Source organism: Singulisphaera photorubra, assembly GCF_045290345.1.
GTDB lineage: Bacteria > Planctomycetota > Planctomycetia > Isosphaerales > Isosphaeraceae > Singulisphaera.
Genome location: NZ_CP155447.1, coordinates 10,576,459 through 10,601,655 on the forward strand (window position 1 = coordinate 10,576,459; position 25,197 = coordinate 10,601,655).

A 25,197-nucleotide genomic window follows, 5' to 3' on the forward strand; every position below is an offset into this window, starting at 1 on the left:
CGCCTGGCAGGCGGACCCCACATTCACATCAATTCACGTAGATAAATTCTTTAACATTGATCAGAACGTGGCAAAGATCGGCCCACGCTCGGGGATCGGTCCCCGCGCCTGACGAGCCGGCCTGAGAGTCGAGGAACGCCAGTCCCGCGCCGATCTCCCGATCGGTCGGGGGACGGCCAAAGGCGGTGAGATACATCTGCGTCAGGAGTTCCCGACGCGTCGCTCCGGTTCGTTGATTGGCCAGGAGTCGCTCCGACCAGCGTGTGGCCTGGCCAATCACGAAGGGATCGTTGAGCAACGTCAGCGCCTGCGCAGGGACGTTCGAGACGTTCCGCCGACCCATGGTCGAGAACGGGGAAGGGACGTCGAAGGCCAGGAACATCGGGTTCAAGAAGTTCCGCCTGACGTTGATGTAGAGACTGCGGCGGCCATCGCCATCAAGCGGCCCCGAGCTCGAGGGCCGACCCCGGCCCTCCATGAACGACGTCAGGTGAGGGGGCACGCTGGGACCGAACAGGCTGGGGTCCAGTCGGCCAGAAACGGCGAGAAGCGTGTCGCGAATCGCTTCGGCCTCGAGTCGGCGAACGTTCATCCGGTGCAGAAGTTGGTTGTCCGGATCGACCGACTCGGCCGCTTCGACGGGCCGGCTACTCATCCGATACGTGCTCGAGAGCACGATCAACCGGTGCATCGCTTTGATCGACCAACCGCTCGCCATGAACCGAGCGGCGAGGTCGTCGAGTAGCTCCGGATGAGTCGGGGCCCGCCCCATGACACCAAAATCGTCGGGAGTCGGGACGATCCCCTGGCCAAAGTGGTGCTTCCAGATCCGGTTGACCATCACGCGAGCCACGAGTGGGTTTGCGGGATCGACCATCCGGCGCGCGAGGTCGAGCCGGCCGCTCCCCGACGCCGGTGCGGGCTGCTCGCGCCCGGCGATCGCTTCGAGAAAGCGACGAGGGACGATCTCTCCCGGTGTCTTCGTGCTCCCGCGAATGTGAACTCGATCGTCTTCTCCGGTTCCATCGGTGATCGCCAGTGCCAAGGTCGGGGGCAGGATTGTCGCTTCCACCTCGCGATACCGCGCGAGATCGCGTGCAAGACGAGGATCTTCGATCCGGCTGAGGTCCACCGAATCGACGGCCGAGACCGGAGAAAGAGCAGGGGGGGTACCCTGGTCGGAGAAGCGGATCTCATCGACCGCCAGAAAGCCCAAGCCATCGACGTATCGACCCTTGCCTTGGGTATAGTCGACGGTCCCGCCGTCCGAAAGCTCGAGATAGGCAGTGTGGCCGGCCCACATCTCCGTATCGATGCTGAACCAGCGAGGCTGGTCGGACTCGACCTCGAGCGTGAGGCCGCCATAAATCGGCGAGCGGATTTTCTCGAACCCGTCGATGACCACGTTCAGACGACCTCGGCGGCCCGAGGCCAGGCAATGAATATACCGCTTCTCGAGAGAGAAGGTCCGCGAGCGGAGCACCCCTTCGAGCCGGTTGGAGACCAGACCGCTATGTGCCTGTCCCGGCGCGACCGACGAAGCGAACGGAGTCTCTCCCTGCCAGGACAGCAAGAGATCACCGTTCTGACTGGGCCGGCTCCCAAACGCATCTCCCGAAACAAACCAACCTTCATAATCCGACGCGTTGAAATTTTCAAAGAGGAGCGAGGCTCCCTCCTCCCTCACGCTCGCCGTCGCGGCGGGAAGCGTGCCCAGCGATCGCCTGACCGAGTTTTTGAGTGATTCCAGCTCAGCCACCTTGGCCCGAATCGGGGCGGGCGGATCAATAAAGGCATGCTGATGTCGCGAGCTCTGGAGATAGCCGGAGAGCGCGTAATAATCTTTGGTCGAGATCGCGTCGAACTTGTGGTCGTGGCAGCGGGCGCAGGCCACGGTCAGACCGAGGAACGTTTTTGAGAGGACGTCGATCTGGTTGTCGACGCGAGCCGCTTCGTCCTCGAGAAGATCCACCGGCGAGTGAGTCCCCTCGCCGAGAAAATAAAACCCAGTGCCAAGGATGGATTCGTTGAAACCAGCAGACGGGTGGCGGCGCGGCGGGTCGACAAGGTCTCCCGCGAGGTGCTCGACCACGAACTGGTCGTAGGGAAGGTCAAGGTTGAGGGCCCGAACGACATAGTCGCGGTAGCGGAAGGCGTCGGGAGTGTCGTAATCGAACTCGTGTCCAGCCGTCTCCGCATAGCGGACCAGGTCGAGCCAGTGCCTGGCCCAACGCTCACCATAGGCGGGGGACGCGAGCAATCGCTCAGCCAGAGTCTCGAAGTCCGACGGTGAGGAGTCGGCCAGGAACGCTTCGATCTCGGCGGGAGTGGGCGGCAGGCCGGTCAGGTCGAAGGTGAGCCTCCGAATCAACGTCCTTTTGTCGGCCTCCGGCGCGGGAGCGAGTCCACGCCCTTCCAGGGCCGAGAGGATGTAGCCGTCGATGGGAGACCTCATCCAGCCGCTCATACGAGTGGCGGGGGGCGACGGAACTCGAAGGGGTTGGAAGCTCCAGTGCTCGGCGCGTTTTTTGAGGTCGAACGCGCTGGTGCTGGTCGGGGATCGGCTCGCCTTTTCCTGGGGAGGCCAGGGGGCCCCGAGCTCGACCCACCGGGTCAATGTGGCGATCTCGGCGTCTGACAGCTTGGACTTCGGGGGCATCTTATACAGGTCGCCGTAGTTGATCGCTTCGATCAACAGGCTTTCATTCGATTTTCCCGGCACGATCGCGGCGCCCGTGTCCCCGCCGGTCAGAATCGCGTCGCGCGAGTCGAGCCTCAGGTGCCCCTTCTGCTTCTCGGCTCCATGGCACGACTGGCAGCGTGCGACGAGGAGCGGGCGAACGTCCTTCTCGAAGAATTCGAGCGCCGCGGGATCCTTGACCGGTTCGTCGGCTTGCGTCAGGAGGCTGAAGCCACCCACGAGAACGAGCGTCAAGCTCGAGAGGATCGGGCGAGTCGATCGCGCCATGAGCCGGTCTCCATTGTCGCGGCCCCGGGGCGAGGTCAATCAGGCGAGACGATGCCGGGGTCGATTTTTTTTGGGGGGCCGCCTTCGGTGGTGGGAATCGAAACCATCATGGGCGCGGTCGCGATTTCGATCAATCGGGTTCTCGACCTCCTCCCCCCGCCGAGTCGTTCACTCCAGCGGGAGCAAGGGGCCGATCCCCCGGGCGGCTAGGCGCGGGGGTCGTCGAGCGGTGAGATTACTTGGGAGCCGCCGCTCCGGCGGCGGGAGCGTTGACGCCGAGCAATTCAACCTCAAAGATCAGGGCGTCGTTGGGGCGGATCATCCCGCTGCCCGGGGGCCGTGCGCCGTAGGCGAGTTCCGAGGGAATGAAGAGCTTGAACTTCGCGCCCGGCTTCATGAGCTGAAGCGCCTCTGTCCAGCCCTTGATGACCTGGTCGACCTGGAAGGTTGCCGGCATTCCGGTCTTGGCCGAGCTGTCGAAAACGGATCCGTTGATCAGCTTGCCTTCGTAGTTCACCGTCACACTGTCGGTCGGCTTCGGCGACTTGCCAACGCCTTCCTTGAGGATCTGGTACTGAGACCGCTGGCCGTGGTGACGACGCCTTTTTGCGCCTTGTTCTTGGCCAGGAACGCCTCGCTATCCTTCTTGACCTTGTTGAGCATCTCTTCCTGGAAGGCGATCAAGACCTCGCGGATCTGCTCTTCGGTCAGGGCAGGCTTGCCCTCGATCGAGTCCTTGATCCCTTTGGCCAGCTCGTCAGGGTCGATGTCGACCGACTGAGTCTTGAACGACTTGCCAATGCCAACGCCGATCCCGTAACTGGCCTTCTTCTTCAAGTCCTTCACGCCGGCAGCGCCGCCGCTGGCAGGGGCGGCCTTTTCAGCCTGACCCAACGCCGTGACGGCGATGAGGGCCAAGCCCGCCGTGGCGATGATGAAACCCTTCATCCGTTGTCCTTATCTTTCTGGAAGTTCTCGCCCAATCAGGCCCCAGGGTTCGCCCTGTGGCAAACCTACTATCTTACAACCGACCAGAACCAGAGACTAGACCCCGAGGATCAAGCGAGATCATCTCACAGGGATATCGTCATCTGAGCCGCGGAAACGCTATCCACTGGGATCTCGCCTGGGAGAGCGATACGCTGTGGGCGACTCAGTGTCAGTCAGCCTTTTCAAGTTCGTACCGCGAGCGAGGAACTCTCATGAGACGCCGTGCGAGATTACGGAACGGGGATTGTCGATCGGGCGGCCGGTCGATCCTGATCGTCGCCATTTTCCTGGCAGGTTGGATCACGGGGGGAGCCGCAAGCTCGGCGGACGAGCCGAAGGTATTTCAGGCCGGCGCCAACGCGGCGGACATCACGCCGACCCGGTTTCCGATCTCACTGAACGGGCAAATGCATGATCGTGCGGGCAGCTCGGCTCTCGATCGACTCCACGCGCGTTGCCTCGTGCTCGACGACGGCAAAGCGCCCGTGGCGATCGTGGTCGTCGATAGCTGTTTGATCAGCCGCCCGATCTTCGACGAGGCCAAACGCCGGATCGCCGAGACCACGCCAATCCGGACCGAGCGGATGCTGATGTCGGCCACCCATACCCACTCCGCGCCCGCGGTCGTCGGTGTGTTCCAATCCGAGCCGGATGCCGACTACACCGCGTTCCTCATCGACCGGATCGTTGATGGCGTCGGCAAGGCGTTCAAGAACCGGGAACCGGCCCAGATCGGCTGGGGGGTCGGCCAGGACCCGACTCAGGTCTTCTGCCGGGACTGGCTGATGAAGCCGGGAACCGCCCTCACCAATCCGTTCGGAGGAACCAAGGACGACCAGGTCCAGATGCATCCGGGCTACCAGAACCCAAACGCCATCGAACCGACCGCCCCGGTCGATCCTGACGTGTCCCTCCTCGCCGTCAAGGCAAAGGACGGCCGGCCGATCGCGATCCTGGCCAATTATTCGATGCACTATGCCGGCTACGGCGTGCCCCCGAATGCCGCCTCGGCCGACTACTTCGGCCGGTTCGCCGAGCGAATCAAAACGCTGGTCGGGGCCGAGAAGTCCAACCCCGCGTTTGTCGGAATCATGTCGAATGGCACCAGCGGCAACCTCCACTGCTACGACTACAGCAAACCGAAACAGCCGCTGACCATCGACACGGTGGCCGACAGCGTCGCACGCGCCGCGTTCGCCGCCTACGAGAAGATCGAGTATCACGATGCGGTGCCACTCGTGATGCGCGAATCCAAGTTGACCCTCCCCCTCCGTCTTCCCAACGCGGAGGAGATCCAGCGGGCCAAGGAGGTGCTGGCCGCGGTCAAGAAGCCAACCTTGAGCGGCTTCGGCGAAATCTATGCGCGCGAGACGGTCCTCCTGAGCGAGTTTCCCAAGGAGGTGGAGCTCAAGCTCCAGGCCCTCCGCGTCGGTAGCCTTGGAATTGCAGCCATCCCCTGTGAAACGTTCGCCGAGACCGGCCTGGCGATCAAGCAAAAGAGTCCGTTGAAGCCGACATTCACCATCGAGTTGGCCAACGGTTACAACGGCTATATCCCGCCCCCCGCGCGGCACGCACTCGGAGGCTATGAGACCTGGCGTGCTCGTTCGAGCTGCCTCGAAATCGGGGCCGAGCCGAAAATTCTCGCCGAGGTGCTTCGGTTGCTCGACGAGGTCGCGAAAGCCAAGGAGTGACATTGAAGCCGACCGAAGCCACTCGGAAGACGAGATCGGTCGGCAGATTCCCTGGGACGACCATTCCAGCCAAGAACAGGCAAACCACCCTGGCCGCGGTCCTTCAGGGACGCTCCCAAAATCAGGCTTCGCCCAACCCGCGACGACTCCATAAACGAGTTACGACCCATCAGCGGTCAGAATTCGAATTTTCCCGTAGGGTGGCACGGCCCACCATTCTTAATTCTTTGCCAAAACAGAGGTATAAGATGGTGGGCCGTGCCCTCCCTACGGGAATTTTTGGGCCAACGATGACGCAGGGGAGAACGGGTTCGGCGAAGCGTTATCACCAGAATCAAGGCGAATGATTTGCCGTTCTGGTTTCGAGCGTCAGAGGCCGATCGAGCGATCGCGGGCGGTGACGTCCCACTCGTCGACGAGTTCTCCGTCCTCGATCACGTACACCCGTCGATGGAGAGCGCAGGTCGGGCAGATGTGGGTGGGAATGGCCAGGACGGCGGTCCCCGGCGGGAACTGGCTCGCTTGTGGGGTCTCGACGACGAGATGCTCTTCGCTCTGGCCGCCGAGAGTCGCTGCCGGGATATCGAGCAGCGTGAGCCGAGCGCCGACAGGGTCGGCGGCGACCGCCTTGTGACCGAGGTCGAGACAGAGGCGGCCGGGTCGAGGGTGGCTGATCACCCGGGTCAGCAAGACGGCGGCGGGAACGAACGGCAGGTCAGGGAATTTGGTGGCATAGCCATTGTCATGCAGCGTACAGGTGCCCGGCGAGCACTCCACGCCCGGTCGGTCCAGAGCCGCATGGACCGGGAAGGTCGGAGTTCCGCCCAGCACCAGTAACGGAACCGCGATCCCGCGCTGACGGAGTCGCTCCTGGAGCCGAAGCGTCTTCTCAACCCCCGGCGCTGCGACTCGCTTGCGCTCGTCCAGATCGGCCTCCTGGATGTGGCCGTCGTAAGCGTGCAACCCATCAAGCACGAGGTTTGGCAGTCGCTCGAGCAACGTCGCGAGTTCTTCCGCGGCCTCACCCGGCTCGATCCCGGTCCGGCCCATGCCAACCTCGAGGTCGATCAGGACCGAAAGCGGCTTCTCGATCCCCGCCAGGCCACTCGATAAGGCACGGGCCGAGTCGGGATGGTCCACGAGGACCCGGAACTGGGTCTCGGGGAACGCGCGGATCAGCCGGGCGAGTCGAGCGATATTCGGCCCGACGACCGGATAGGCGAGGAGCACGTCGGTTCCCCCGGCCTGGGCGACCATTTCAGCCTCGGCGATCGTGGCACATTTGTGCTTGTGAATCCCTTTCCGTTCCGCCAGCCGGACGATCTCGGCCATCTTGTGCGTCTTGACGTGGGGGCGAAGTCGATCGGCGCCCCCGGCAAGCTTGATCATGGCCTCGAGATTCCGCTCGAGAATCGACCGAAAAATCAAAAGCGACGGACTGAGGAGTCGCGAGGTATCGTTCAGCGGATAGCGAGAATCCATCAACGTGCCCTTCCTCGGGGGTTCTGCCAGTCAACGGGAGAACAAGCCTATTCTGCCGGGTGCCATCTGCCTGGGAAGGCTCCGCCCCGCGGGCGAAGCCCGCGGCAAACGATGATCCGGCAAGGCATGAAGAACGATGCGAATCTCGAAAAAAAAACGGCGGGGCGGGTGCTGGGGTTGGGGTCAAGGCTTGGCCGGCATGAGTTCCAGGGCGGCGGCGGTCATGGCCCGGATTCCGGTCTGGATGCTCGGCGCGGGGTCGGGGTAGTAGCGGGCCGAGTGGAGTGAAGGGAGGATTTCCCCCTTCGCTTTCGCCTCTTTGACGCGTTCCGGCGGGATCGTGCCCAGGCGGAACATGAAGGTCGGCACTCCCCCCTGACCAAAGAGGCCGAAATCTTCCGCCCCCATGACCGGCTCGACCTCCTTGACGCTGGACGCGCCCAGGGTCGCTTTCAAGATCGGCACGATTCGCGCAACCAGGCTCGGCGTGTTGATTGTCGGAGGCGTGCCTTCCACAATGCTCACGACAGGCTCCGGGGCTTGATGCGATCGGGCCAGTCCAACCACGCGGCGTTTGATGCCTTCGATCAACTGGTCGCGGACGTCATCGCGATAGGCGCGGAGGGTGAGCTGGAGCTTCACCTCGTTCGAGATGATGTTGTGCTTCGTGCCCCCGTGGATCGAGCCGACGGTCAAGACCGCCGGATGAATCGGGTTGATTTCACGGCTCACGATTGTCTGAAAATCGAGGATCGCCAGGGCGGCCAAGACGACCGGATCGACGGTCGAATGAGGCGACGCGCCATGGCCCCCTTTGCCTTTGATCAGCACGTCGACCGCCGTGGAGCCGGCCAGGGCAGGGCCCGACGTGTAGGCTACGGTCCCGGTCGGTTCGTCGGAAGTGACGTGCAATGCCAGGGCAAAGTCGGGCTTGGGAAAGCGTGTGTAGAGCCCATCGTCGAGCATCGCTTTCGCCCCGCCGATCATCTCCTCGGCGGGCTGGCCGATCAAAAGGGCCGTTCCCGACCACTGGTCCTTGTGCGCGGCCAGCCAGCGGGCGACACCGACAAGACAAGTCATATGGACGTCATGACCACAAGCATGCATCACTCTTACCGGCTTGCCGGCCGGATCGAGCCCGGTCGCCTGGCTCGCGTACGGCAGGCCGGTCTCTTCGGTCACGGGCAACGCATCGAGGTCGCTCCGAATCAGGACGGTCGGTCCCGGCCCGTTCTTCAGGAGCCCCACGACCCCGAGCTTCCCCACGCCGGTCGTGACCACGGCTCCGACTCTGGTCAACTCCGCGGCGACCCGCTCGGCCGTCTTCACTTCCTGAAAGGAGAGCTCGGGGTTGCTGTGCAGGTGCGTGTAGAGCGCCACCAACTCGTCTTTGTTGGCCTGGAACCAGGCGTCATTCGGACTTGCCCCCTTCACGGAGGCAGCCGTCGGCGCGAGCAAGACGATGGAAACCAACCAGACGCGCAGCAAAGGCATCGGCATACTCCGTGACGGGGCGATCATCACCAGGTCGTTCGTTTCGGATCGGAATCAGACAAGAGGGCGCAACCTCATCGGCGAGGTCATTCCAAACCCATCTGCTTGTTGTAGGCGAGGGCCTTGGCGTGCTCAGCCTCGGGAATTTTCCCGCACCGCTGATAGATCACGGAGAGCGCCGTGTAGCTGAAGGTATCGTCCGGTTCGAGCTCGACCACCTTCTTGGCGTGCTCAATCGCCTTGTCGGAGTCCGCAAGATCCACATAGAGCTTGGCAAGCATCCCGTGGCCGATGGCATAAGTCGGATCCAATACAACAGCCTCTTCCAGCTTGGCAATGGCGCCTGGCTTGTCGCCGCCGTCGCGCAGATCCACGGCCTGGTCGTACAGTTCGTTCGGTGTCGGCATGAGAATCAAGTCCGGTCGTGAGTTCGTCTTCAGATAGAATCGTCCTGGTCAGTTTTCAGGATCTATTGTAAGGCGAAGGCGGGTCGCACGCCATCGTCTCTCAATGAGCAACGCTGGCATCGCCTTTGCTCGTGTTGTTTCTCGATAAAGATTCCGTGACGAAAGGGGCCGACTCGCCCATCCGCGCACCGTCGCGGACTTTTTGGGAATTTTTCTCAAAAACGAGCGGCCCCGCCGCCCATTTCCGGGGACTCTCACAATGCTCTTGGCGTACGATGACGACGGCCCAGGTCCGGTGGTGGTCCTGCTCCACGGATTTCCGCTCAATCGGACGATGTGGAAGGCGCAACAGGCGAGGATCGGCTCGCTCTACCGCGTGATCTCGCCCGATCTGCGCGGTCACGGTCACACGGCCGCCCCTTACGGGATCTACACGATCGACGAGATGGCCGACGATGTCCTCGACCTGCTCAACGCGCTTCAGCTCAAGGAACCGGTCGTGCTCGGCGGCCTGTCGATGGGGGGCTACATCGCCCTTTCCCTGATCGCCCGACACCCCGAGCGGGTTCGCGCCCTGATGCTCATGGACACCCGGGCGGGGGCCGACTCGACCGAGGCAGCACTCGCCCGCCAAGAGCTGGCGAAGCAGGTCGAAGCGACCCGGAGCGTCGAGCACGTCGTCACGACGATGCTGCCCAAACTCTTCTCCGAAACAACCAGGAGCCTCCATCCAGACCGGATCGAACCGGTCCGTCGCATGATGGAGCACACTCCGGCCCGCACGGTGGCAGGCGCGTTGCGCGGCATGGCTGCTCGTCCCGACCGGACCAACGACCTCGCCCGGATCCACGTACCGACCTTGGTGCTGGTCGGGGAGGACGACACGATCACACCGCCGAACGAGGCACGAGCCATGGCTCAAGCGATTCCAGGGGCCCAACTGGAGATTATCCCCCACGCCGGACATCTTGCCCCATTGGAGAACCCTTCAGCCAGCAATGAAGCCATCTTGCGCTTTCTCTCCAGCCTAGCTTGAGCGAAGGGGAGAGCCGGCCCTTGCATCCTGATGACGAAGCCGAGATAATTCGTCACTAGCGGGTGATTTGCGACAATTTTCAGACTTGGGCAGACCGAGATTCGATGCCGGACGCGACTGAAGAACCGTTGATCGCGACTCCGTCGGCACTCGGCGAGCTTGTCGATCACTTACGAGCCTCCGGACGCTTTGCGTTCGACACCGAGTTTGTCTCCGAAGAGACGTTCGAACCGGTCCTCTGCTTGATCCAGGTGGCGACTCGGGAACGGCTGGCGGTCATCGACCCGCTGGCGATCGATGATCTTTCACCGTTCTGGAATCTGGTGATCGACCCGACCATCGAGGTCGTGATGCACGCGGCGAGCGAGGATCTGCGAATCTGCCGGTTCAAGACCGGCACGGTTCCTCGCCGTGTCTTTGATGTGCAGATCGCCGCCGGGCTCGTCGGGTTCGGCTACCCGCTCTCGCTTGTGAACCTGATTGGCCAGGCCCTCCGGATCACCGTCTCCGGAGGGGAGACCCGGACCGACTGGCGACGGCGACCGCTCACTGCGGCGCAACTCCGGTACGCGCTGGATGACGTGCGCTACCTGCTCGACCTGGCCGACCTCCTCGGCTCCCAGCTCAAAGAACTGGGACGCGTGGATTGGGCGGAGGGAGAGTTCGCGCATTTCGTCTCGAGCATTCAGAATCGCGTCGAGGAAGAGCGCTGGCGTCGGCTTCCCGGACTTCATCAGCTCAACCGCAGGAGCCTCGAAGCGGCCCGCCGGCTGGCCGAATGGCGATTCGCGGAAGCCCGACGTTCGAATCGGCCGATTCGCCAATTACTCCGCGACGATTTGCTCGTGGCGATCGCGAAGCGGCAGCCATCGAGCCGCCGTGATCTCGAGGCGCTCCGCGACTTCAACCGTCCCCACCTGTTGAGCAGGGCGGCCGATCTCCTGGCCGTGATCGCCAGTGCCCAGCTCGTCCCCCCTGAGGAATTGCCCGAGCCGCCGGACCGCCACGATGACGGTCCGGGACTGACAATGGTGGTCAACCTGCTCGCCGCGGCGCTAGCTCAGTGCTGTGCCCAGTCGAAGGTGGCCGCCGGACTCGTCGGGACCTCGAATGATCTCAAGGACCTGATTCGCTGGCACTCCCAAAACTGCCCCGACTCGTTCCGCCCCGAACTGGCCGAAGGCTGGCGCGCCGAGGTTTGTGGCAAACCCCTCCTCGACGTCCTTTCCGGCCGTTGTGCACTTCGCGTGGCTGACCCCAGGGCCGACGTTCCTGTCGTCCTCGAGCCGCTCGCGGACCGACGTCCGAAATAGCGAGCCTGCTCGCGAGACCCCGAACCTGGCTTTTCCCCCTTTTTTTCTCTCAGACAAACGAGGTCGAGACGTGCAACGGATCTTGAGCTGCTTCACCAACTGCTACGGCGCCGCGGGCGTCTGGACGGCCGTGGAGCGCATCCGCGACGCAGGTATCGATCACCTCGAGCTGGCCCTTCGCGGTCACAACTTCGGTGGCCTGGTCATCCCCGATTCGGTCGTGATCACCGAGAAGGCCGACGACGCCACCGCCCAGTCGTTCTGTGACCACCTGGCCAAGCACGAGGTCAAGGTCAGCGGTTGCAATGTGGGAGGCGCTGACATCCGGACCCGTGAAGGACTCGAGCTGACCCAGCGCCGCATCCAATTCGCCGGGCGCTGGTTTGCCGTCCCCCTGGTCATCTCGGGAGCCGGCCAGCCGGCCGATGCGGCCGAACGTAAAACGGTGATCGACCACTTGCGACAGATCGGCGACACGGCCGGGGAACTCGGGATCACGGTCGCCCTCGAGACTCACAAAGGGCCGACCCAGAACGCGGAAGCGATGCTCGCGCTGATGGACGAGCTCGATCATCCCCAGGTTCGGCTCAACTTCGACACGGGCAATATCGGTTACTACAACGAAGGCGTGAACCCGGCCGACGAACTCGAGAAGGTGAAGCACCTCGTCCGTAACGTCCACGTGAAGGATAGCCGGGGCGGTTTCGAGGACTGGTACTTCCCGGCCGTCGGCGACGGCGGGGCCGTCGACTTCACTCGGATCCGCGAGATCCTCGACGGCATCGGCTTCGCCGGCCCCTACACGATCGAGATCGAGGGGATCAAGGACGAGCCCGAACCGGGACTCGAGGGCCGTCACGACCGCATTGCCCGGAGCGTCGCGCACCTCCGTGCTTGCGGTTACTGATTGATTGATACCACGGGCTTGAAGTGAAGCAGAACGGGGCCGACTGCCAATTGAGCCGGCCTCACGACGGCAACTGGCCGGCACCGTCACGTCGATGAAGACGTGCCTCCCGTTGATTTTGATTCCGCATGATCGCGGGACCTCGTAGACCGTTGGTCTGCGAGGTCCGGTCTCGGCACCGAGACCGGTCGGTCGACCGAGTTGGAGTCTGCTCCCCACACACCGAGGTCAACTGATGGAAGGCTCCCCGAGTTCCGGCAACCTGCGCGTTCTCAAGCAGGAACTGGCCCGTCGCGTTCGTGAGATTCGCGAGAGCTTCGATTCCGGAGACGGGGAACGCCTGGCCGCGAGCCTGGGACTGCCCGTGCGAACCTGGTGGAACTACGAGGCGGGTTGCACCATGCCGGCCACGGTCCTGCTCGAATTCATCGAGTTGACTGGAGCCCACCCTCACTGGCTCCTGACGGGCGAAGGGGAGCCCTTCTCTTCCTCCTCGCGTTGAAGGCCAGGTTCAGATCCCACGAAGGTCCGCTTCGTCAGGCAAGAGGACCATGACACCCCCCTCCAGATCGATCAAATACCACGCCTTACACGACTCACACGTCCCGAGCATTCGGCCTGGGAGTGCGATGTCAAGTTGGTGTCGCTCCAACTCGTCGTAACACTTCTCACATCGAATGGTCGAGGATTCTTCAACGCAAAACGGCAGGCGGATCAGGTCCATCGAAACGAACACCGAATCCATCATGACCTCTCTCCGAGTGCTCAAACCTTGCGGCTGTCAGAAGACATTCTGGCGGCCTACCCCGCACTCCCGCCGCGTTGCCTCTCTGCGTTCGGGTCTTCTTCGAATCTTCTAGGGGCAAACCGCGGCACCGCCGACACGGCGACCGTGAACGCGACTCCCCCTCCTCGAAAGACCACCGAGGCAAAGCCTTCCAGGACTCGACCGTTCCAAGTTCGACACCATGACAGATCAACCCAACGAACACGACATTAATATCGTGACGTGAGTCAGTCCTCACGAATCGAGCTGAAGATGACCAATGGACTCGTGACGCCATATCGCCGAGCCACAACCTGAGGACGCCTCAGCGACTCGATATCCGAATCTCTAGGTCGCGGTTGATTCGATGTCAAGCACACTGCAATGATTTTTGAGCGAGATGATCCCGATCCAGCAGAGTGTACACTCGAACGTTGTGACGCTCATGGCCGGTTCTTATCAACGATTTATGATTGCTCAGCGGCCACGGGCACGGCCCACCATCCCTATCCCCTTGCCAAAACAAAGGTTAAGATGGCGGGCCATGCCCACCCTACGGGATTAGTTAGGCCGACGATGATGCCATGCCCAATCGTGTTGGCGGAGGGAGAAACGGGTTCGGCGAAGCTTTACGGCCGAAAAAAGTCACCGAAAACCGGTTACAGTGAGATAGGCCGCAGGATCTCTTTGGTATCGGCCAAGTGGGTTCCGCTCATATTTCAAACCCTGGCCAAGGTCAGGCAAGTGTCAGCGGCCGTCAGAAGAACATCGCGAACCGCATCCAGAAGGTTTGGTATCCGTCGACCGGGCTCCGGCCACTGAGGGGGATCGGGTTGTTGAAGTTGGTCGTGACGTAGTCGAAGCTGAGGCGGGTGTAGCGGTTCGGCCACCAGTTGACGCCTGCCATGAAATTGGTCATGCGGTTGGTCGAATTCGACGTGTCGACGAAGCCACGGGCGATGTCGCCGGTTCCCGCGTTCAACTCAGACCACTGGGCGGCGATCTGCCAGGCCCCAGGGCCATAGAGGTGCTTGCTCGGGATGAACGGGTGGAGGGGAGTGACGGTGGAGTAGCCCTGGAAGCCGTTGCCTTTGAAGTCACTCTCGCCAGTTAGCCAGTACGAAGCGTTGACGTAATAACCGCGCTGGGTGGACCGGCCTTTGGTCGTACCGTCGGTGAGTACGCGGCTGAAGTTGATGTATTCGGCCAGGACACTGAAGCGGCCGTACCAATAAATGTGCGGCGAGAAGACGCTGCGCATTCCGTCGGCGGACACATTGGAATGGTACGTGTAGAAGGGGACGCCCAGGACTGTGGAAAAGGCCGGGTTCGTGGTGGACTCGCCGTTGTTGGAAATGGAGACGCCTTCCTGCTTGAGCAGGTACTCTTGCTTCCCGGCCGAGAAGCCGGCACCACCACCGAGCCCCTCGAGAACCGTATCTTCCCAGCCCTCACCGCGGAACGGCGTGAAGTCGACAGCACCATTGTAATCCTGATTGCGGTCGAGATTGCCGAACAGGCTGATACCACTGTTGCTGATCCCAGACCACCATTGGATCCGGTTCTTCCAGAGGTTGCCGGTAAACATCAAGCCGATCGGACGTTTGCCGGCCAACTGAAAGAGTGGCGAGTTGGTAATCACCGGCTCGAGCGCCGGGCTGAAGGCGTAGTACTCATACAGGGGCGGGGCGAGGCCCTTACCAGCCCGGAGCGTCACGTAGTCATTGATATGCCAGGCCATGAACAAGTCGAGAAGATTAAACGTACCGAGAAAGCCCTGGACGCCGACCTGGTAGCTCCAATCTTTAGTAATATTGCCATAAATATAAGAACGCGCAAACGGAACATTGAACCCTTGCTCGGTGGTCGGAATCCGGGCGCGGTCGAGAAACGTGCCATCGACGGTGATCTGGTTGGTGACGTTGAGCGTATATTCGTCGTCGGGCGAGCTGAAGGAAAAGTAGCCGCCGCCACCCAATGGGCCGGTGGCCTTATCGTTGTATTTGTATCGGCCCTTGATGCCGAACCGCTCGGTGCTTGCCCCGGGGTCGTCGCGGCTGGCGAAGGCCCCGGAGTGATACCGCTCGGGCACCTGATTCGAGATCCCCTGCGCTTCGGCGGATGTTCCCTCGTGAGCCCCGACCAGGCCATTCGTCGGGGGACCGGCGGCGCCGGGAACCGTGGGAGTCATGGCCCCCGCGGAGCCCGGTTGGGCGCCCATGGAGTGCACGATACCGCGGAGTTGTTGAATCTCGGCCTTGAGTGCGCGGGTCTCGGCGACCTCGGATCGGAGCAGCCGGAGTTGCTCGGCAAGCTCCGCGTTCGACGGGTTCGCCGGAGCCTCGACCGCAGCAGTCGTTGCGGCGGGGGCGGACAACGGTGGTGGCTCCTGGGCACTCGCCGTGACGGCCAAACCCAGGATCAGGCAGAGGGTGCGGACGATCAGAAGCTCGAATCGAAACGGTGACCGTTCCCGCGCCACGGACGAATTGTCCATACGAAATCCCATCCCTTGATCCAGATGTGAGGGAGGATGCCGACCGAACCGCCAATACCGATTCTTCTGATTGCATCGACAATTACTCCCGGACACCTTGATCGAAAATGGATGGATTTTAAAGAATCGTGGCGAAAAGCTCTGGTTTGACCGATCGAGCAGGCTTATGATTCGTGGTTGACTAGTAGCGAGGCGAGATCCGAACAACACTCCTTGTTGATGAGATTCGCCGGGGGAAGCCAAGAGCGATTCGAGAATTCCATGGATCGTACCGGATGGCAGTACGGTGTCGCCTGGACCTCGACGCTGGTCGTGCTTCGGGGCATCGCGCAAGTCATGTTTCAGCCCCACGCGGGAACCGGACTGCTCTTTTTGGCCGGGCTCGCGGTCGGCTCGCCCCTCGTGGCCCTGGGCGCCATTCTCGGATCCGCGATCGGCACGGGGGTTGCTGTCGTCCTCAGGTACGACCGAAACGAGATCAGCGACGGCATTTACGGGTTCAACTCGGCGCTGGTGGGCCTGGCCCTGCTCGTGCTTCTGCGTCCGGTGCCGATGACCTGGGTCTTGTTGGTACTGGGCGCCGCTCTGGCGTCGGTCGTCACCCGGTTGGCGAGGCAATTCGCTCCGTTTCCGACGTACACCGCCCCGTTCGTCCTGGTGACCTGGTTGGCGCTCGTCCTGGTCCATGGCGTGGCGGGCAAGAGTATCGATACCATCCCTGCACCCGCCCCGCGCTCGCCCTCGACGTTCATCGAATCGGTCCTGGCCGGCGAGGCCGAGGTCATGCTCGGGTCGCGTAGCCTGCCCGGGGCCCTGTTCCTGATGGGCATCGCACTCAGCAACTGGCGACATGCGGTGCTGGCGCTGATCGGCTCGGTCGTTGGCACCTTACAGTCGATCTATCACAACGACCCGTCAGGTTCGGTCTCCCTCGGCCTCTACGGTTACAATGCGTCGTTAGCCGCGATGGCGATCTGGTTAGCGCGATCGTCACTCGCCTTGTCGATTCTGGCCGCGGTCGTGTCGGTGCCACTCACTGAATTCTTTCCCAAAGCGCTGGGTATCCCAGCGCTGACGGCCCCGTTCGTCATTGCGTCCTGGATCGTGTTGGCGCTGCTCGCACTCGATCCCTATCTCGGACGGACCGTGAACGGTGTGAGTAAAGTCCAGAGCGCCGACCAACCCGAGGCGGAGGTGATTTAATGCATCTGACCCCGCGCGAAATTGAAAAGCTCTTGGTTTATCAGTTGGCCGAGATCGCGGAGAAGCGACGGGCCAAGGGCTTGAAGCTCAATCATCCGGAATCGATGGCCATCCTCTGCGCCGCGGCGATGGAAGGCGCGCGGGAAGGGAAGACGGTCGAGGAAGTCATGGGCGAGGCGGCCCAAATCCTGACCAAGGCGGATGTCATGGAGGGCGTGGTCGAAATGATCCCGTACGTCCAGGTCGAGGCCATCTTCACCGACGGTAGCCGCCTGGTCACGATTCACGACCCGATCAAGTAGCCGCCGCTTTATCGTCAGGTGATGCGAACTGAAGCGGCACGACCCAGGAGCGAACACCGATGGCGGATTCCGAGACTCCAAAAGAAGTACCGGGCGTGGGGGAATGGCTCCGGCATCCGGACGCGGCGCCGCAATCGACGAGCAAGACCTCGGCCCCGGTCGGCGGCCTGATTCTCGCCGATGGCGAGATCGAGCTGAACGCCGGTCGACCTTCGATCACGCTCGAAGTCAGGAACACCGGCGACCGCCCGATCCAGGTTGGCTCGCACTTCCACTTCTTCGAGACCAATCGCGCCCTGGAATTCGACCGGCCGGCAACCTTCGGCTTACGACTGAACATTCCCTCAGGGACCGCAATTCGGTTCGAGCCCGGGGACCAGAAGTCCGTATCGCTGGTCCCCATGGGGGGAAAACAGCACTGCTTCGGGTTCAATGATCTGGTCAATGGATGGACCGGGGGAGGACCGACGACCGATTATCGGCCGAACTTTACGACCGCCGTCGCGAAGGCCAACGCCCTCGGGTTCAAATCTTCGAAGTCCTAAAACGGTTCGTTCCGCGAAAGGCGCTTTCGCCATGTCGAAACTCTCGCGCAAGCAATATGTGGATCTCTACGGCCCGACCGTCGGAGACAAAATCCGCCTGGGTGATACCGATCTCTACATCGAGATCGAGCGTGACCTGAGGACCTTCGGGGATGAGCTCCAGTACGGCGGCGGCAAGACCTTGCGCGATGGCATGGGGTCGGACAACCAGGTCACACAGACCGCGGGCTGCCTCGACATGGTCATCACGAACGTCACGGTGCTGGACCCGATTCTCGGCGTGATCAAGGCTGACGTCGGCATTCGCAACGGCAAGATCGTCGGTGTCGGCAAGGCGGGCAATCCGAGCACGATGGACAACGTCACACCCGGCCTGACGACCGGGACCGCCACCGACGCCATCGCCGGTGAACACCTGATCCTGACGGCGGCGGGAATGGATGCGCACGTCCATTACATCAGCCCGCAACAGGTCTGGGCCGCCCTCAGTAACGGAATCACGACGTTCTGGGGAGGGGGCATCGGACCGTCGGATGGAACCAACGGCGTCACTACCACCAACGGTCCCTGGAACCTGGAGATGATGCTCCGTTCCGTCGAGGGCCTACCGATCAACTTCGGATTCCATGGAAGGGCAACTGCGCCGGGGTCCCTCCACTCGTTGAGCAACTCGAAGCGGGCGCGGCCGGCTTCAAGATCCACGAGGACTACGGTACCACCCCCGCGAACATCCGCGCCTGTCTACGCGTTTCCGATGACTACGACGTCTCGGTCGCGATCCATACGGACACACTGAACGAAGCCGGCTTCGTCGAGGACACGATTGCCGCCTTCGATGGCCGAACCATCCACACCTATCACAGCGAAGGGGCCGGCGGCGGCCACGCACCCGACTTGCTCAAAGTCGTCGGCCAGCCCAACGTCCTACCGAGCTCGACCAACCCGACCCTTCCCTGCGGGGTGAACTCGGTCTCCGAACTTTTTGATATGATTATGGTCTGCCATAATCTGAGCCCCAAGATCCCGTCGGACGTCGCGTTCGCCGAGAGCCGGGTCCGCGGCGAGACGATCGTCGCCGAGAGTGTGCTGCACGACATGGGGGCGATCTCCATGATCACCAGCGACTCCCAGGCGATGGGCCGGGTCGGCGAAACCTGGCTGCGGTCGATCCAGACCGCTGACATCATGAAGAAGACGCGCGGACCGCTACCCGAAGACGCTGGCTCGGGCAACGATAACAACCGCGTGCTCCGGTTCGTGGCCAAGGTCACCATCAATCCCACCCTGACGGTTGGGATCTCGGACGTCCTCGGTTCCATTACGCCTGGCAAGATGGCTGACCTGGTGCTCTGGGAGCCGGCCTTCTTCGGCGCCAAGCCAAAGCTGGTGCTCAAAGGCGGCATGATCGTCTGGGGCAACATGGGAGATCCCAATGCCTCGCTGCCGACCTGCCAACCGATGATGTATCGCCCGATGTTCGGCGCGTTCGGATCGACGCTGGCACAAACCTGTATTACGTTCGTCTCACGCGTTGCTCACGAGCGCGGGATCGCCGAGAAGTATGGGCTCGAACGCATCGTTCGGCCCGTCTACGGCACCCGGACACTGACCAAGCGTGATATGATTCGCAATGATTACCTCCCCAAGATCGACGTCAACCCGCAGACCTTCGCGGTGACCGTGGACGGCGTCCACGCGACGGTCACTCCCCCGAAAACGATCGCCCTGAATCAGCTTCACTTCTTCGGTTGACGCCTCAACGCGGAGCCTTTGCAATGATCCTGGTCGAGAAAAGTCTTGGTAACCTCGGCGACGCGGCTTGGGCGGAACGCCTGGAAGGCGCCACGATCGATCTCCTGGAACTCGACCAATGGCAGGCGCAGAAGAATCGATTCCGTCTCAAAACGAATGCAGGCGCTGAGGTGGCGGTTGCCTTGGAGCGGAACACGCACCTGCACGACGGCGATATCCTGGGGTGGGACGAGGCGACGCGGACTGCGATTGCGACCCGGATTCACCTCAAGGACGTCCTGGTCATCCAACTCGACGCGATGCTGGCCAACCCGGCTGAAACGCTCGCCCGCACCTGCTTCGAGTTAGGCCACGCCCTGGGCAACCAGCACTGGCCGGCCGTCGTGAAGGGGACCACGGTCTATGTGCCCCTGACCGTGGACCGGCAGGTGATGGCCTCGGTCATGAAAACCCATGCGTTTGTCGGGATCACCTATGACTTCCGCCCTGGGTCCGTGGTCATCCCTTACCTCGCTCCTCACGAAGCCCGGCGCCTGTTCGGAGGGGCCAATGCAACACCCCATTCTCATGTCAGCATGATTCTCGAACCCGAGCCACATCAGCATGTCGACGCCCAAGGTCACACTTACACGCACTCGCATGACACGCCCACTCCGGGGCAGAAGCACGACCACGATCATGTCCATTGAGAAAGCGGCACCGTGACCTCGATCCCGGCCTTGATGCGTCTCCTGCAGTTCGGCGATTCGATGCTCCCGGTCGGCTCGTTCTCGTTCTCCAACGGGCTCGAGTCGGCCATCCAACAGGGAATCGTCCACGACCCGGACAGCCTCGAACGGTTCGTCCGGACGGCGACCCGCCAGTCGGCGACGACCGACGGGATCGCGCTACTCGAAGCGTTCCGAGCCGCCCGTGTGAACGATCCCGCACGGATCTGGCGAGCCGACCATGCCGTCTTCCTCCGTAAGCTCAACGAAGAAATGCGGACGATGACGGTTCGAATGGGCCGCAAGCTCGCTGAGATGGCCGTCAAGGTCCTGGATGCGTCTGACGTCGGCGAGTGGCTCAGCGCCATCAAGCGAGGGGAGACCCCGGGAACCTACCCCGTGGGCCAGGCTCTCGTCTTTGCCACGCTCGACCTGGAGGAACGGGACGCGTTCGCCGTGCATCAGTACGGCCTGGCGAGCATGATGCTGGGCGCATCGTTGCGGCTGATGAAGATCGACTACCTCGACGCCCAGGCAATCCTCTACCGAATCAACGGCGAGGTCGAGGCGGACTACGAACGGGTCGCCGATCGCTCGCTGGACGACATGGCCTCGTTCTCGCCCGTGATCGATGTCCTCGCCGCAGTACACGTCCGTGCTCGAGTCCGCCTGTTCATGAACTGATATCGTATCGCGAGAACTTGCTCCCATGAAAAAAATCACAAGAATCGGCATCGGCGGGCCCGTCGGCTCGGGCAAGACCGCGATCATTGAGGCGATCACCCCCAAGTTGATCGATCTGGGCATCCGAATCTTGATCATCACCAACGACGTGGTGACAACCGAGGACGCAAAACACGTCCGACGCACGCTCAAGGGGGTTTTGATTGAAGAGAGAATTCTCGGCGTTGAGACCGGGGCCTGTCCGCACACGGCCGTGCGCGAAGACCCCAGCATGAACCTCGCCGCCGTGGAGGACATGGAGGCACGGTTCCCGGACACCGACCTGGTCCTGATCGAGAGTGGCGGCGACAACCTGACCCTCACCTTCAGCCCGGCCCTGGTCGACTACTTCCTCTACGTGATCGACGTCGGCGCGGGGGACAAGATCCCCCGCAAGAACGGCCCTGGTATCACCCAGTCCGACATCCTGATCATCAACAAGACCGACCTCGCCCCTTACGTGGGCGCGAGCCTGGAGGTCATGGATACCGACTCGCGGTTCATGCGGGGCGAGAAACCGTTCGTCTTCACCAATTGCAAGACGGGCGAAGGGATTGATGCCCTGGTCCACCTGATCCGTGAGAACGTCCTGTTCGACCTCGAGATGAAAGCCCCGCAAGTATGACGAGGCCGATCGTCGACCCCGAGTTGGCTCCCTACAAGGACGAACCGAAGCAACTTCCGAGCGGATCGCTCGGCAAGGATGCGCGCTTGCGGCTCCGGTTCGAGCGCCGAGAGGAGCGCTCGATCCTGGCCGTGATGGAGCGGAAAGCCCCCTTGCTCGTCCAGCGGGCGATCTATTGCGACGAAGGAATGCCGGCACTCCCCTGGGTCTTCATCATCACCAACTCCGGGGGGATCCTCCAGGGGGACCGCTACCAGATCCGGATCGAGGCTGCGGCGCACTCGTTCGGACACGTCACCACTCAAGCGGCGACCAAGATCCACGAGATGGATACGAACTACGCCGCACAAACCCAGGAGATCGTCCTGGAGCAAGGCGCCTACCTCGAATACCTCCCCGACCCGGTCATCCCGTTCCGCCACGCGCGGTTCTTGACCCGAACCCGGATCACCATCGACCCGACGGCCACGCTCCTGTACGCGGAGACCCTCATGGCCGGCCGCAAATACTACCGGGACGGCGAGAGCTACGAGTTCGACCTTTTTTCTGCCGCCGTGCAGGCCGAACGCCCCGACGGAACCGCCTTGTTCGCCGAGAAATTCGTGGTCGAGCCCGCGCAGTTCTCTCCCCGGGATCTCGGGGTGATGGGCAAGTTCGACGTCTTCGGAAACGTCGTCCTGCTCACCCCGAAAGTCCACGCCGACCGGATCCTCGCGAACCTTCAACCCACGTTCGATCGCTCGGCAGACTGGGCCGACGGAGCCGCTCGCTTGCCCAACGACGCCGGCTTGATCTACAAGGTGCTCGCGCTAGAGTCGAGCGTCGCCCGCGCCCGGATTCGCAACTTCTGGACCCTGGTGCGCGAGGAAGTGACCAAATACCCTGTCCCAAGCGAATTTCCCTGGCGCTGATCTGCCCCTTGGCGCCTCAATCGCAATACGGCAAATCGAAATCGTTGCCCCCGGTCGACGGTCTACCCAGCGCCGGGGGGTTCGATTTTTTGGCGAAGCATCTCAAGCATGAAATCGACAAGAATTCTTCGATCAATCGCATGAGCTCGCTTCCGACCTTGACCGAACGCTGATCACATCAAACGGCGGCTCAGACGTCGGTTCATGAACTCGGCTTGGCCTTCGCTCGCCTCCAGACGATCAGGGTATGGCCCGATTCAGCGCCCGTCGAAAATTCGACCGGACGATCGTCCTGCGGTGTCAGTCCATGGCAGACCGTGAACAGGTCGCCTTCGAGTTTGTAGATCCCCTTGAGGATCTGGCCTTTATCCGGGCCATTTTCCAGGGTGAGCTCGATCGCCTTGGGGTCGGTCGACGGCTCGAGCCGGAACCCATAGGAAGTTCGTCGGCCGTCCCTGACCGTGACATACAGAGCGTTCGACACCAGCAGGCTCGGCGCCTCCGGCTGGTCGGACAGGCTCTCTCCGTTGACGTCAAGTGAGACCAGCGACCAGCTCCCTTGCAAGGCGGTAAGTTCGCGAGCCGACTCATCGTCATCGGCTCCGAGCAAGAAGCCGACGGCCAGGGTCATCAAAGCGAAGCGTTTCATTTCACTCCTCCTCTCTCAAACGGTAGGCAACGATCGGGTCGATCAGCGAGCGCAACGTTCGGAGGCATGTGCATGCTCATCATCTGCCAGATGAAACAAGAGTGCGGGCGGAGCAATGGGGATGTCAAGGTGCGCCTGGCACATTGCCATCTCACAGTGCTGGCGGTTAAGGTCGGATCGCGGCATTGTAGCGTGCCGGTCAGGCCAATGCGAAACGGCTTGGCTCGCGACTGAGATGCCGGCCGTCGCTTGCCACACTGCGCGTGTCGGAATTCCGAACGATCCAAAGAGGAGGAACCATGAGGATGATCTCCCTGGCGGGACTGCTGCTCGTTCTCCCCAATCTGCTGCTGATGCCGGCCAGCGGTTCGGAGGAGAAGAAACCGCCGAACTTCATCCTGATCCTCGCCGACGACATGGCCTGGGACGACTGCGGGGCCTTCGGAAACAGGGCGATCCGGACGCCCAATATTGACGCGCTGGCTCGTGAGGGCATGCGGTTCGACCGCGCCTACCTGACCTGCAGTTCGTGCAGCCCCAGCCGCTCCAGCATCATCACCGGCCGATACCCGCACAGTACCGACGCCGAGGAGCTGCACTGGCCACTGCCCGCGAGCCAGGTCACGTTCGTCGAGCGACTCAAGGCCAGCGGCTACTGGACCGCCGCCGCCGGCAAGTGGCACCTGGGTAACGCCGTCAAGAATCGATTCGACGTCGTCCACGAAGCCAACCCAGCCAGTTTCCAGCTTCCCACCGGCCCCGAGGCGATCGGAGCTCGGTTGGCCTCAAAGGCCAAGGGGGACGCCGCCAGCGGCTGCGACCAATGGGTATCCACCTTGCGGGACCGGCCTCGCGACAAGCCGTTCTTCCTCTGGCTGGCCGCCTTCGACCCGCATCGCGACTATGCGGACGGGGCCATCGCCAAGCCGCACCGCCCTGAAGACGTCGTGATCCCACCCTACTTGCCCGACGCGCCTGAGGTCCGTGCGGATCTCGCCCTTTACTACGACGAGATCGGCCGCCTCGACCGGTTCGTCGGCGAGGTTCTGGCGGAACTGGACCGGCAAGAGGCAAGCCAGGAGACGGTCGTCTTGTTCCTCAGTGATAACGGCCGGCCGTTCCCGCGATGCAAGACGACCCTCTACGAAAGCGGAATCAAGACCCCCTTGATCGTCCGCTGGCCCGGCCGGATCCCGGCCGGCAGCCACTGCGCCCGCCTGGTCAGCTCCGTCGATATCGCCCCCACGATTCTGTCTCTGGCCGGGCTCGAGCGACCGCCCAGCGTTCAGGGCCAGGACGTTTCGATCCTCTTCACCGATCCACAAGCGAAAGTCAGTGACCTCATCTTCGCCGAACACAACTGGCACGACTACGCCGCCCATGCGCGAGCGGTCCGCTCCGAACGCTTCAAATACATCAGAAATTATGACAACGACATGCCTCTGACCCCTCCCGCCGATGCCGTGCGGAGCCCCACTTATCAGGTGATGCGGTCGTTGCGCGATGCGCGGAAACTCACGCCTGAACAGAGCGTCTGTTTCGTTCGGCCTCGGACCGCGGAAGAGTTATATGACACCGAGTCCGATCCGAACGAGCTGCACAACCTGGCCGACGACAAAGACCAGGCCAACACACTCCGGCGGATGCGTGAGGCGCTGGCAACCTGGGAAGCCGAGACCGACGATCGCAAGGCCGGCCCGCTGAACCCCGACGAATTCGATCGCGAGACCGGTGATCCGCTCCCCAACCGGATCCGGCCCCGACCCGGCAAGCTGAAAACCGTGACCCCGATTCGCGAAACGCCAACCGGAGCTTGAGTGGTCGAGGCCCTCAAATTGATCGAGAAGCGATCAAGTGGTCCGCTGTCGTCCTATCTAGGGGATCTGGTTGTGACTCGGAGGCCAAGGAGGGCCCAGGCGGACCGCCGATTCCCCATGATTCTGGGCCGGACGACGTGATATTGAACAAATCGGCTTTCCTGGCGTTTGATGATCGGTCATGATAGGGCCGATCGCGTTAGCCCCGAATTTGCTTCCTCCGTAATATGACGCAATGTTCGTGCGATCGATCCCACCAGGGAAAGATCGACCACTTTCAACGCATCCCCCGTATTTGCCCCAAACTACAGCCATTCAACTCTCAATGGATTGACCAGACCTGATATCTCCGGTTCTGGAAAACCATTGGACCGGGTATGTTTGGTTCGATCCCCAAGAACTGGCGGAC

Annotated in this window: 20 protein-coding genes and 2 pseudogenes; 14 read left to right on the forward strand and 8 right to left on the reverse strand. The window is 62.2% G+C overall.

The features are described from left to right. Nucleotides 1-28 precede the first annotated feature (28 nt). A complete protein-coding gene (locus tag V5E97_RS39520) occupies nucleotides 29-2,968 on the reverse strand; it encodes a DUF1553 domain-containing protein (RefSeq protein WP_406697046.1) in 2,940 nt (979 codons plus the stop codon). A gap of 235 nt (nucleotides 2,969-3,203) precedes the next feature. Then, nucleotides 3,204-3,916: pseudogene (locus V5E97_RS39525) on the reverse strand (FKBP-type peptidyl-prolyl cis-trans isomerase). Nucleotides 3,917-4,170: 254 nt separating this feature from the next. Between V5E97_RS39525 and V5E97_RS39530 the strand changes: the two are divergent. Next, nucleotides 4,171-5,652, forward strand: a complete 1,482-nt coding sequence (locus V5E97_RS39530) for a hypothetical protein (RefSeq protein WP_406697047.1) — start codon at nucleotides 4,171-4,173, stop codon at nucleotides 5,650-5,652. A gap of 369 nt (nucleotides 5,653-6,021) precedes the next feature. On the opposite strand, the gene V5E97_RS39535 is transcribed toward V5E97_RS39530, so the two are convergent. The 3 genes from V5E97_RS39535 to V5E97_RS39545 all read right to left on the reverse strand — a co-directional run bounded on the left by V5E97_RS39535 (nucleotide 6,022) and on the right by V5E97_RS39545 (nucleotide 9,035). Next, nucleotides 6,022-7,134, reverse strand: a complete 1,113-nt coding sequence (locus tag V5E97_RS39535; protein WP_406697048.1) for a D-TA family PLP-dependent enzyme — start codon at nucleotides 7,132-7,134, stop codon at nucleotides 6,022-6,024. A gap of 183 nt (nucleotides 7,135-7,317) precedes the next feature. Then, a complete protein-coding gene (locus tag V5E97_RS39540; protein WP_406697049.1) occupies nucleotides 7,318-8,628 on the reverse strand; it encodes a M20 metallopeptidase family protein in 1,311 nt (436 codons plus the stop codon). Nucleotides 8,629-8,714: 86 nt separating this feature from the next. Beyond that, nucleotides 8,715-9,035 (reverse strand): hypothetical protein, encoded by a 321-nt coding sequence (locus V5E97_RS39545; protein WP_406697050.1) that lies wholly within the window; start codon nucleotides 9,033-9,035, stop codon nucleotides 8,715-8,717. A gap of 259 nt (nucleotides 9,036-9,294) precedes the next feature. On the opposite strand from V5E97_RS39545, the gene V5E97_RS39550 reads away from it, so the two are divergent. The 4 genes from V5E97_RS39550 to V5E97_RS39565 all read left to right on the forward strand — a co-directional run bounded on the left by V5E97_RS39550 (nucleotide 9,295) and on the right by V5E97_RS39565 (nucleotide 12,793). Further along, nucleotides 9,295-10,071, forward strand: coding sequence for an alpha/beta fold hydrolase (locus V5E97_RS39550; RefSeq protein ID WP_406697051.1), 777 nt, complete (start codon nucleotides 9,295-9,297; stop codon nucleotides 10,069-10,071). 104 nt (nucleotides 10,072-10,175) lie between these two features. After that, on the forward strand, nucleotides 10,176-11,384 hold the full coding sequence (locus V5E97_RS39555) for a ribonuclease D (RefSeq protein ID WP_406697052.1): 1,209 nt from the start codon (nucleotides 10,176-10,178) through the stop codon (nucleotides 11,382-11,384). A gap of 70 nt (nucleotides 11,385-11,454) precedes the next feature. Beyond that, nucleotides 11,455-12,291, forward strand: coding sequence for a sugar phosphate isomerase/epimerase family protein (locus tag V5E97_RS39560; RefSeq protein ID WP_406697053.1), 837 nt, complete (start codon nucleotides 11,455-11,457; stop codon nucleotides 12,289-12,291). A 235-nt stretch (nucleotides 12,292-12,526) separates the two neighbouring features. After that, on the forward strand, nucleotides 12,527-12,793 hold the full coding sequence (locus V5E97_RS39565) for a hypothetical protein (protein ID WP_406697054.1): 267 nt from the start codon (nucleotides 12,527-12,529) through the stop codon (nucleotides 12,791-12,793). 9 nt (nucleotides 12,794-12,802) lie between these two features. On the opposite strand, the gene V5E97_RS39570 is transcribed toward V5E97_RS39565, so the two are convergent. Both V5E97_RS39570 and V5E97_RS39575 read right to left on the reverse strand, forming a co-directional pair. After that, nucleotides 12,803-13,039, reverse strand: coding sequence for a hypothetical protein (locus V5E97_RS39570; protein WP_406697055.1), 237 nt, complete (start codon nucleotides 13,037-13,039; stop codon nucleotides 12,803-12,805). A 775-nt stretch (nucleotides 13,040-13,814) separates the two neighbouring features. Continuing rightward, a complete protein-coding gene (locus V5E97_RS39575) occupies nucleotides 13,815-15,554 on the reverse strand; it encodes a porin (protein WP_406697056.1) in 1,740 nt (579 codons plus the stop codon). A 261-nt stretch (nucleotides 15,555-15,815) separates the two neighbouring features. Here V5E97_RS39575 and V5E97_RS39580 point away from each other — a divergent pair, with 261 nt between their 5' ends. From V5E97_RS39580 to V5E97_RS39615, 8 genes and pseudogenes are all read left to right on the forward strand, one after another. Further along, entirely contained in the window at nucleotides 15,816-16,757 is a 942-nt protein-coding gene (locus tag V5E97_RS39580) for an urea transporter (protein ID WP_406697057.1), read from the forward strand. After that, on the forward strand, nucleotides 16,757-17,059 hold the full coding sequence (locus V5E97_RS39585) for an urease subunit gamma (RefSeq protein ID WP_406697058.1): 303 nt from the start codon (nucleotides 16,757-16,759) through the stop codon (nucleotides 17,057-17,059). Before V5E97_RS39580 ends, V5E97_RS39585 begins: the two co-directional genes overlap by 1 nt. Before the next feature lie 59 nt (nucleotides 17,060-17,118). Continuing rightward, a complete protein-coding gene (ureB, locus tag V5E97_RS39590; protein ID WP_406697059.1) occupies nucleotides 17,119-17,604 on the forward strand; it encodes an urease subunit beta in 486 nt (161 codons plus the stop codon). Between the two features lie 31 nt (nucleotides 17,605-17,635). Then, nucleotides 17,636-19,356 (forward strand): annotated as a pseudogene (locus V5E97_RS39595) (urease subunit alpha). 23 nt (nucleotides 19,357-19,379) lie between these two features. Continuing rightward, nucleotides 19,380-20,045 (forward strand): urease accessory protein UreE, encoded by a 666-nt coding sequence (locus V5E97_RS39600; RefSeq protein ID WP_406697060.1) that lies wholly within the window; start codon nucleotides 19,380-19,382, stop codon nucleotides 20,043-20,045. A gap of 33 nt (nucleotides 20,046-20,078) precedes the next feature. Further along, nucleotides 20,079-20,747 carry an urease accessory protein UreF gene (locus V5E97_RS39605; RefSeq protein WP_406701292.1) on the forward strand — a complete coding sequence of 223 codons (669 nt, stop codon included), beginning with the start codon at nucleotides 20,079-20,081 and terminating at the stop codon, nucleotides 20,745-20,747. Nucleotides 20,748-20,772: 25 nt separating this feature from the next. Beyond that, nucleotides 20,773-21,411, forward strand: coding sequence for an urease accessory protein UreG (ureG, locus tag V5E97_RS39610; RefSeq protein WP_406697061.1), 639 nt, complete (start codon nucleotides 20,773-20,775; stop codon nucleotides 21,409-21,411). Continuing rightward, nucleotides 21,408-22,322 carry an urease accessory protein UreD gene (locus V5E97_RS39615; RefSeq protein ID WP_406697062.1) on the forward strand — a complete coding sequence of 305 codons (915 nt, stop codon included), beginning with the start codon at nucleotides 21,408-21,410 and terminating at the stop codon, nucleotides 22,320-22,322. Before ureG ends, V5E97_RS39615 begins: the two co-directional genes overlap by 4 nt. Nucleotides 22,323-22,524: 202 nt before the next feature. On the opposite strand, the gene V5E97_RS39620 is transcribed toward V5E97_RS39615, so the two are convergent. Then, complete coding sequence (locus tag V5E97_RS39620; RefSeq protein WP_406697063.1) at nucleotides 22,525-22,971, reverse strand: TIGR03067 domain-containing protein; 447 nt, start codon at nucleotides 22,969-22,971, stop codon at nucleotides 22,525-22,527. Between the two features lie 299 nt (nucleotides 22,972-23,270). On the opposite strand from V5E97_RS39620, the gene V5E97_RS39625 reads away from it, so the two are divergent. Next, complete coding sequence (locus V5E97_RS39625; RefSeq protein WP_406697064.1) at nucleotides 23,271-24,788, forward strand: sulfatase family protein; 1,518 nt, start codon at nucleotides 23,271-23,273, stop codon at nucleotides 24,786-24,788. Nucleotides 24,789-25,197 lie beyond the last annotated feature (409 nt).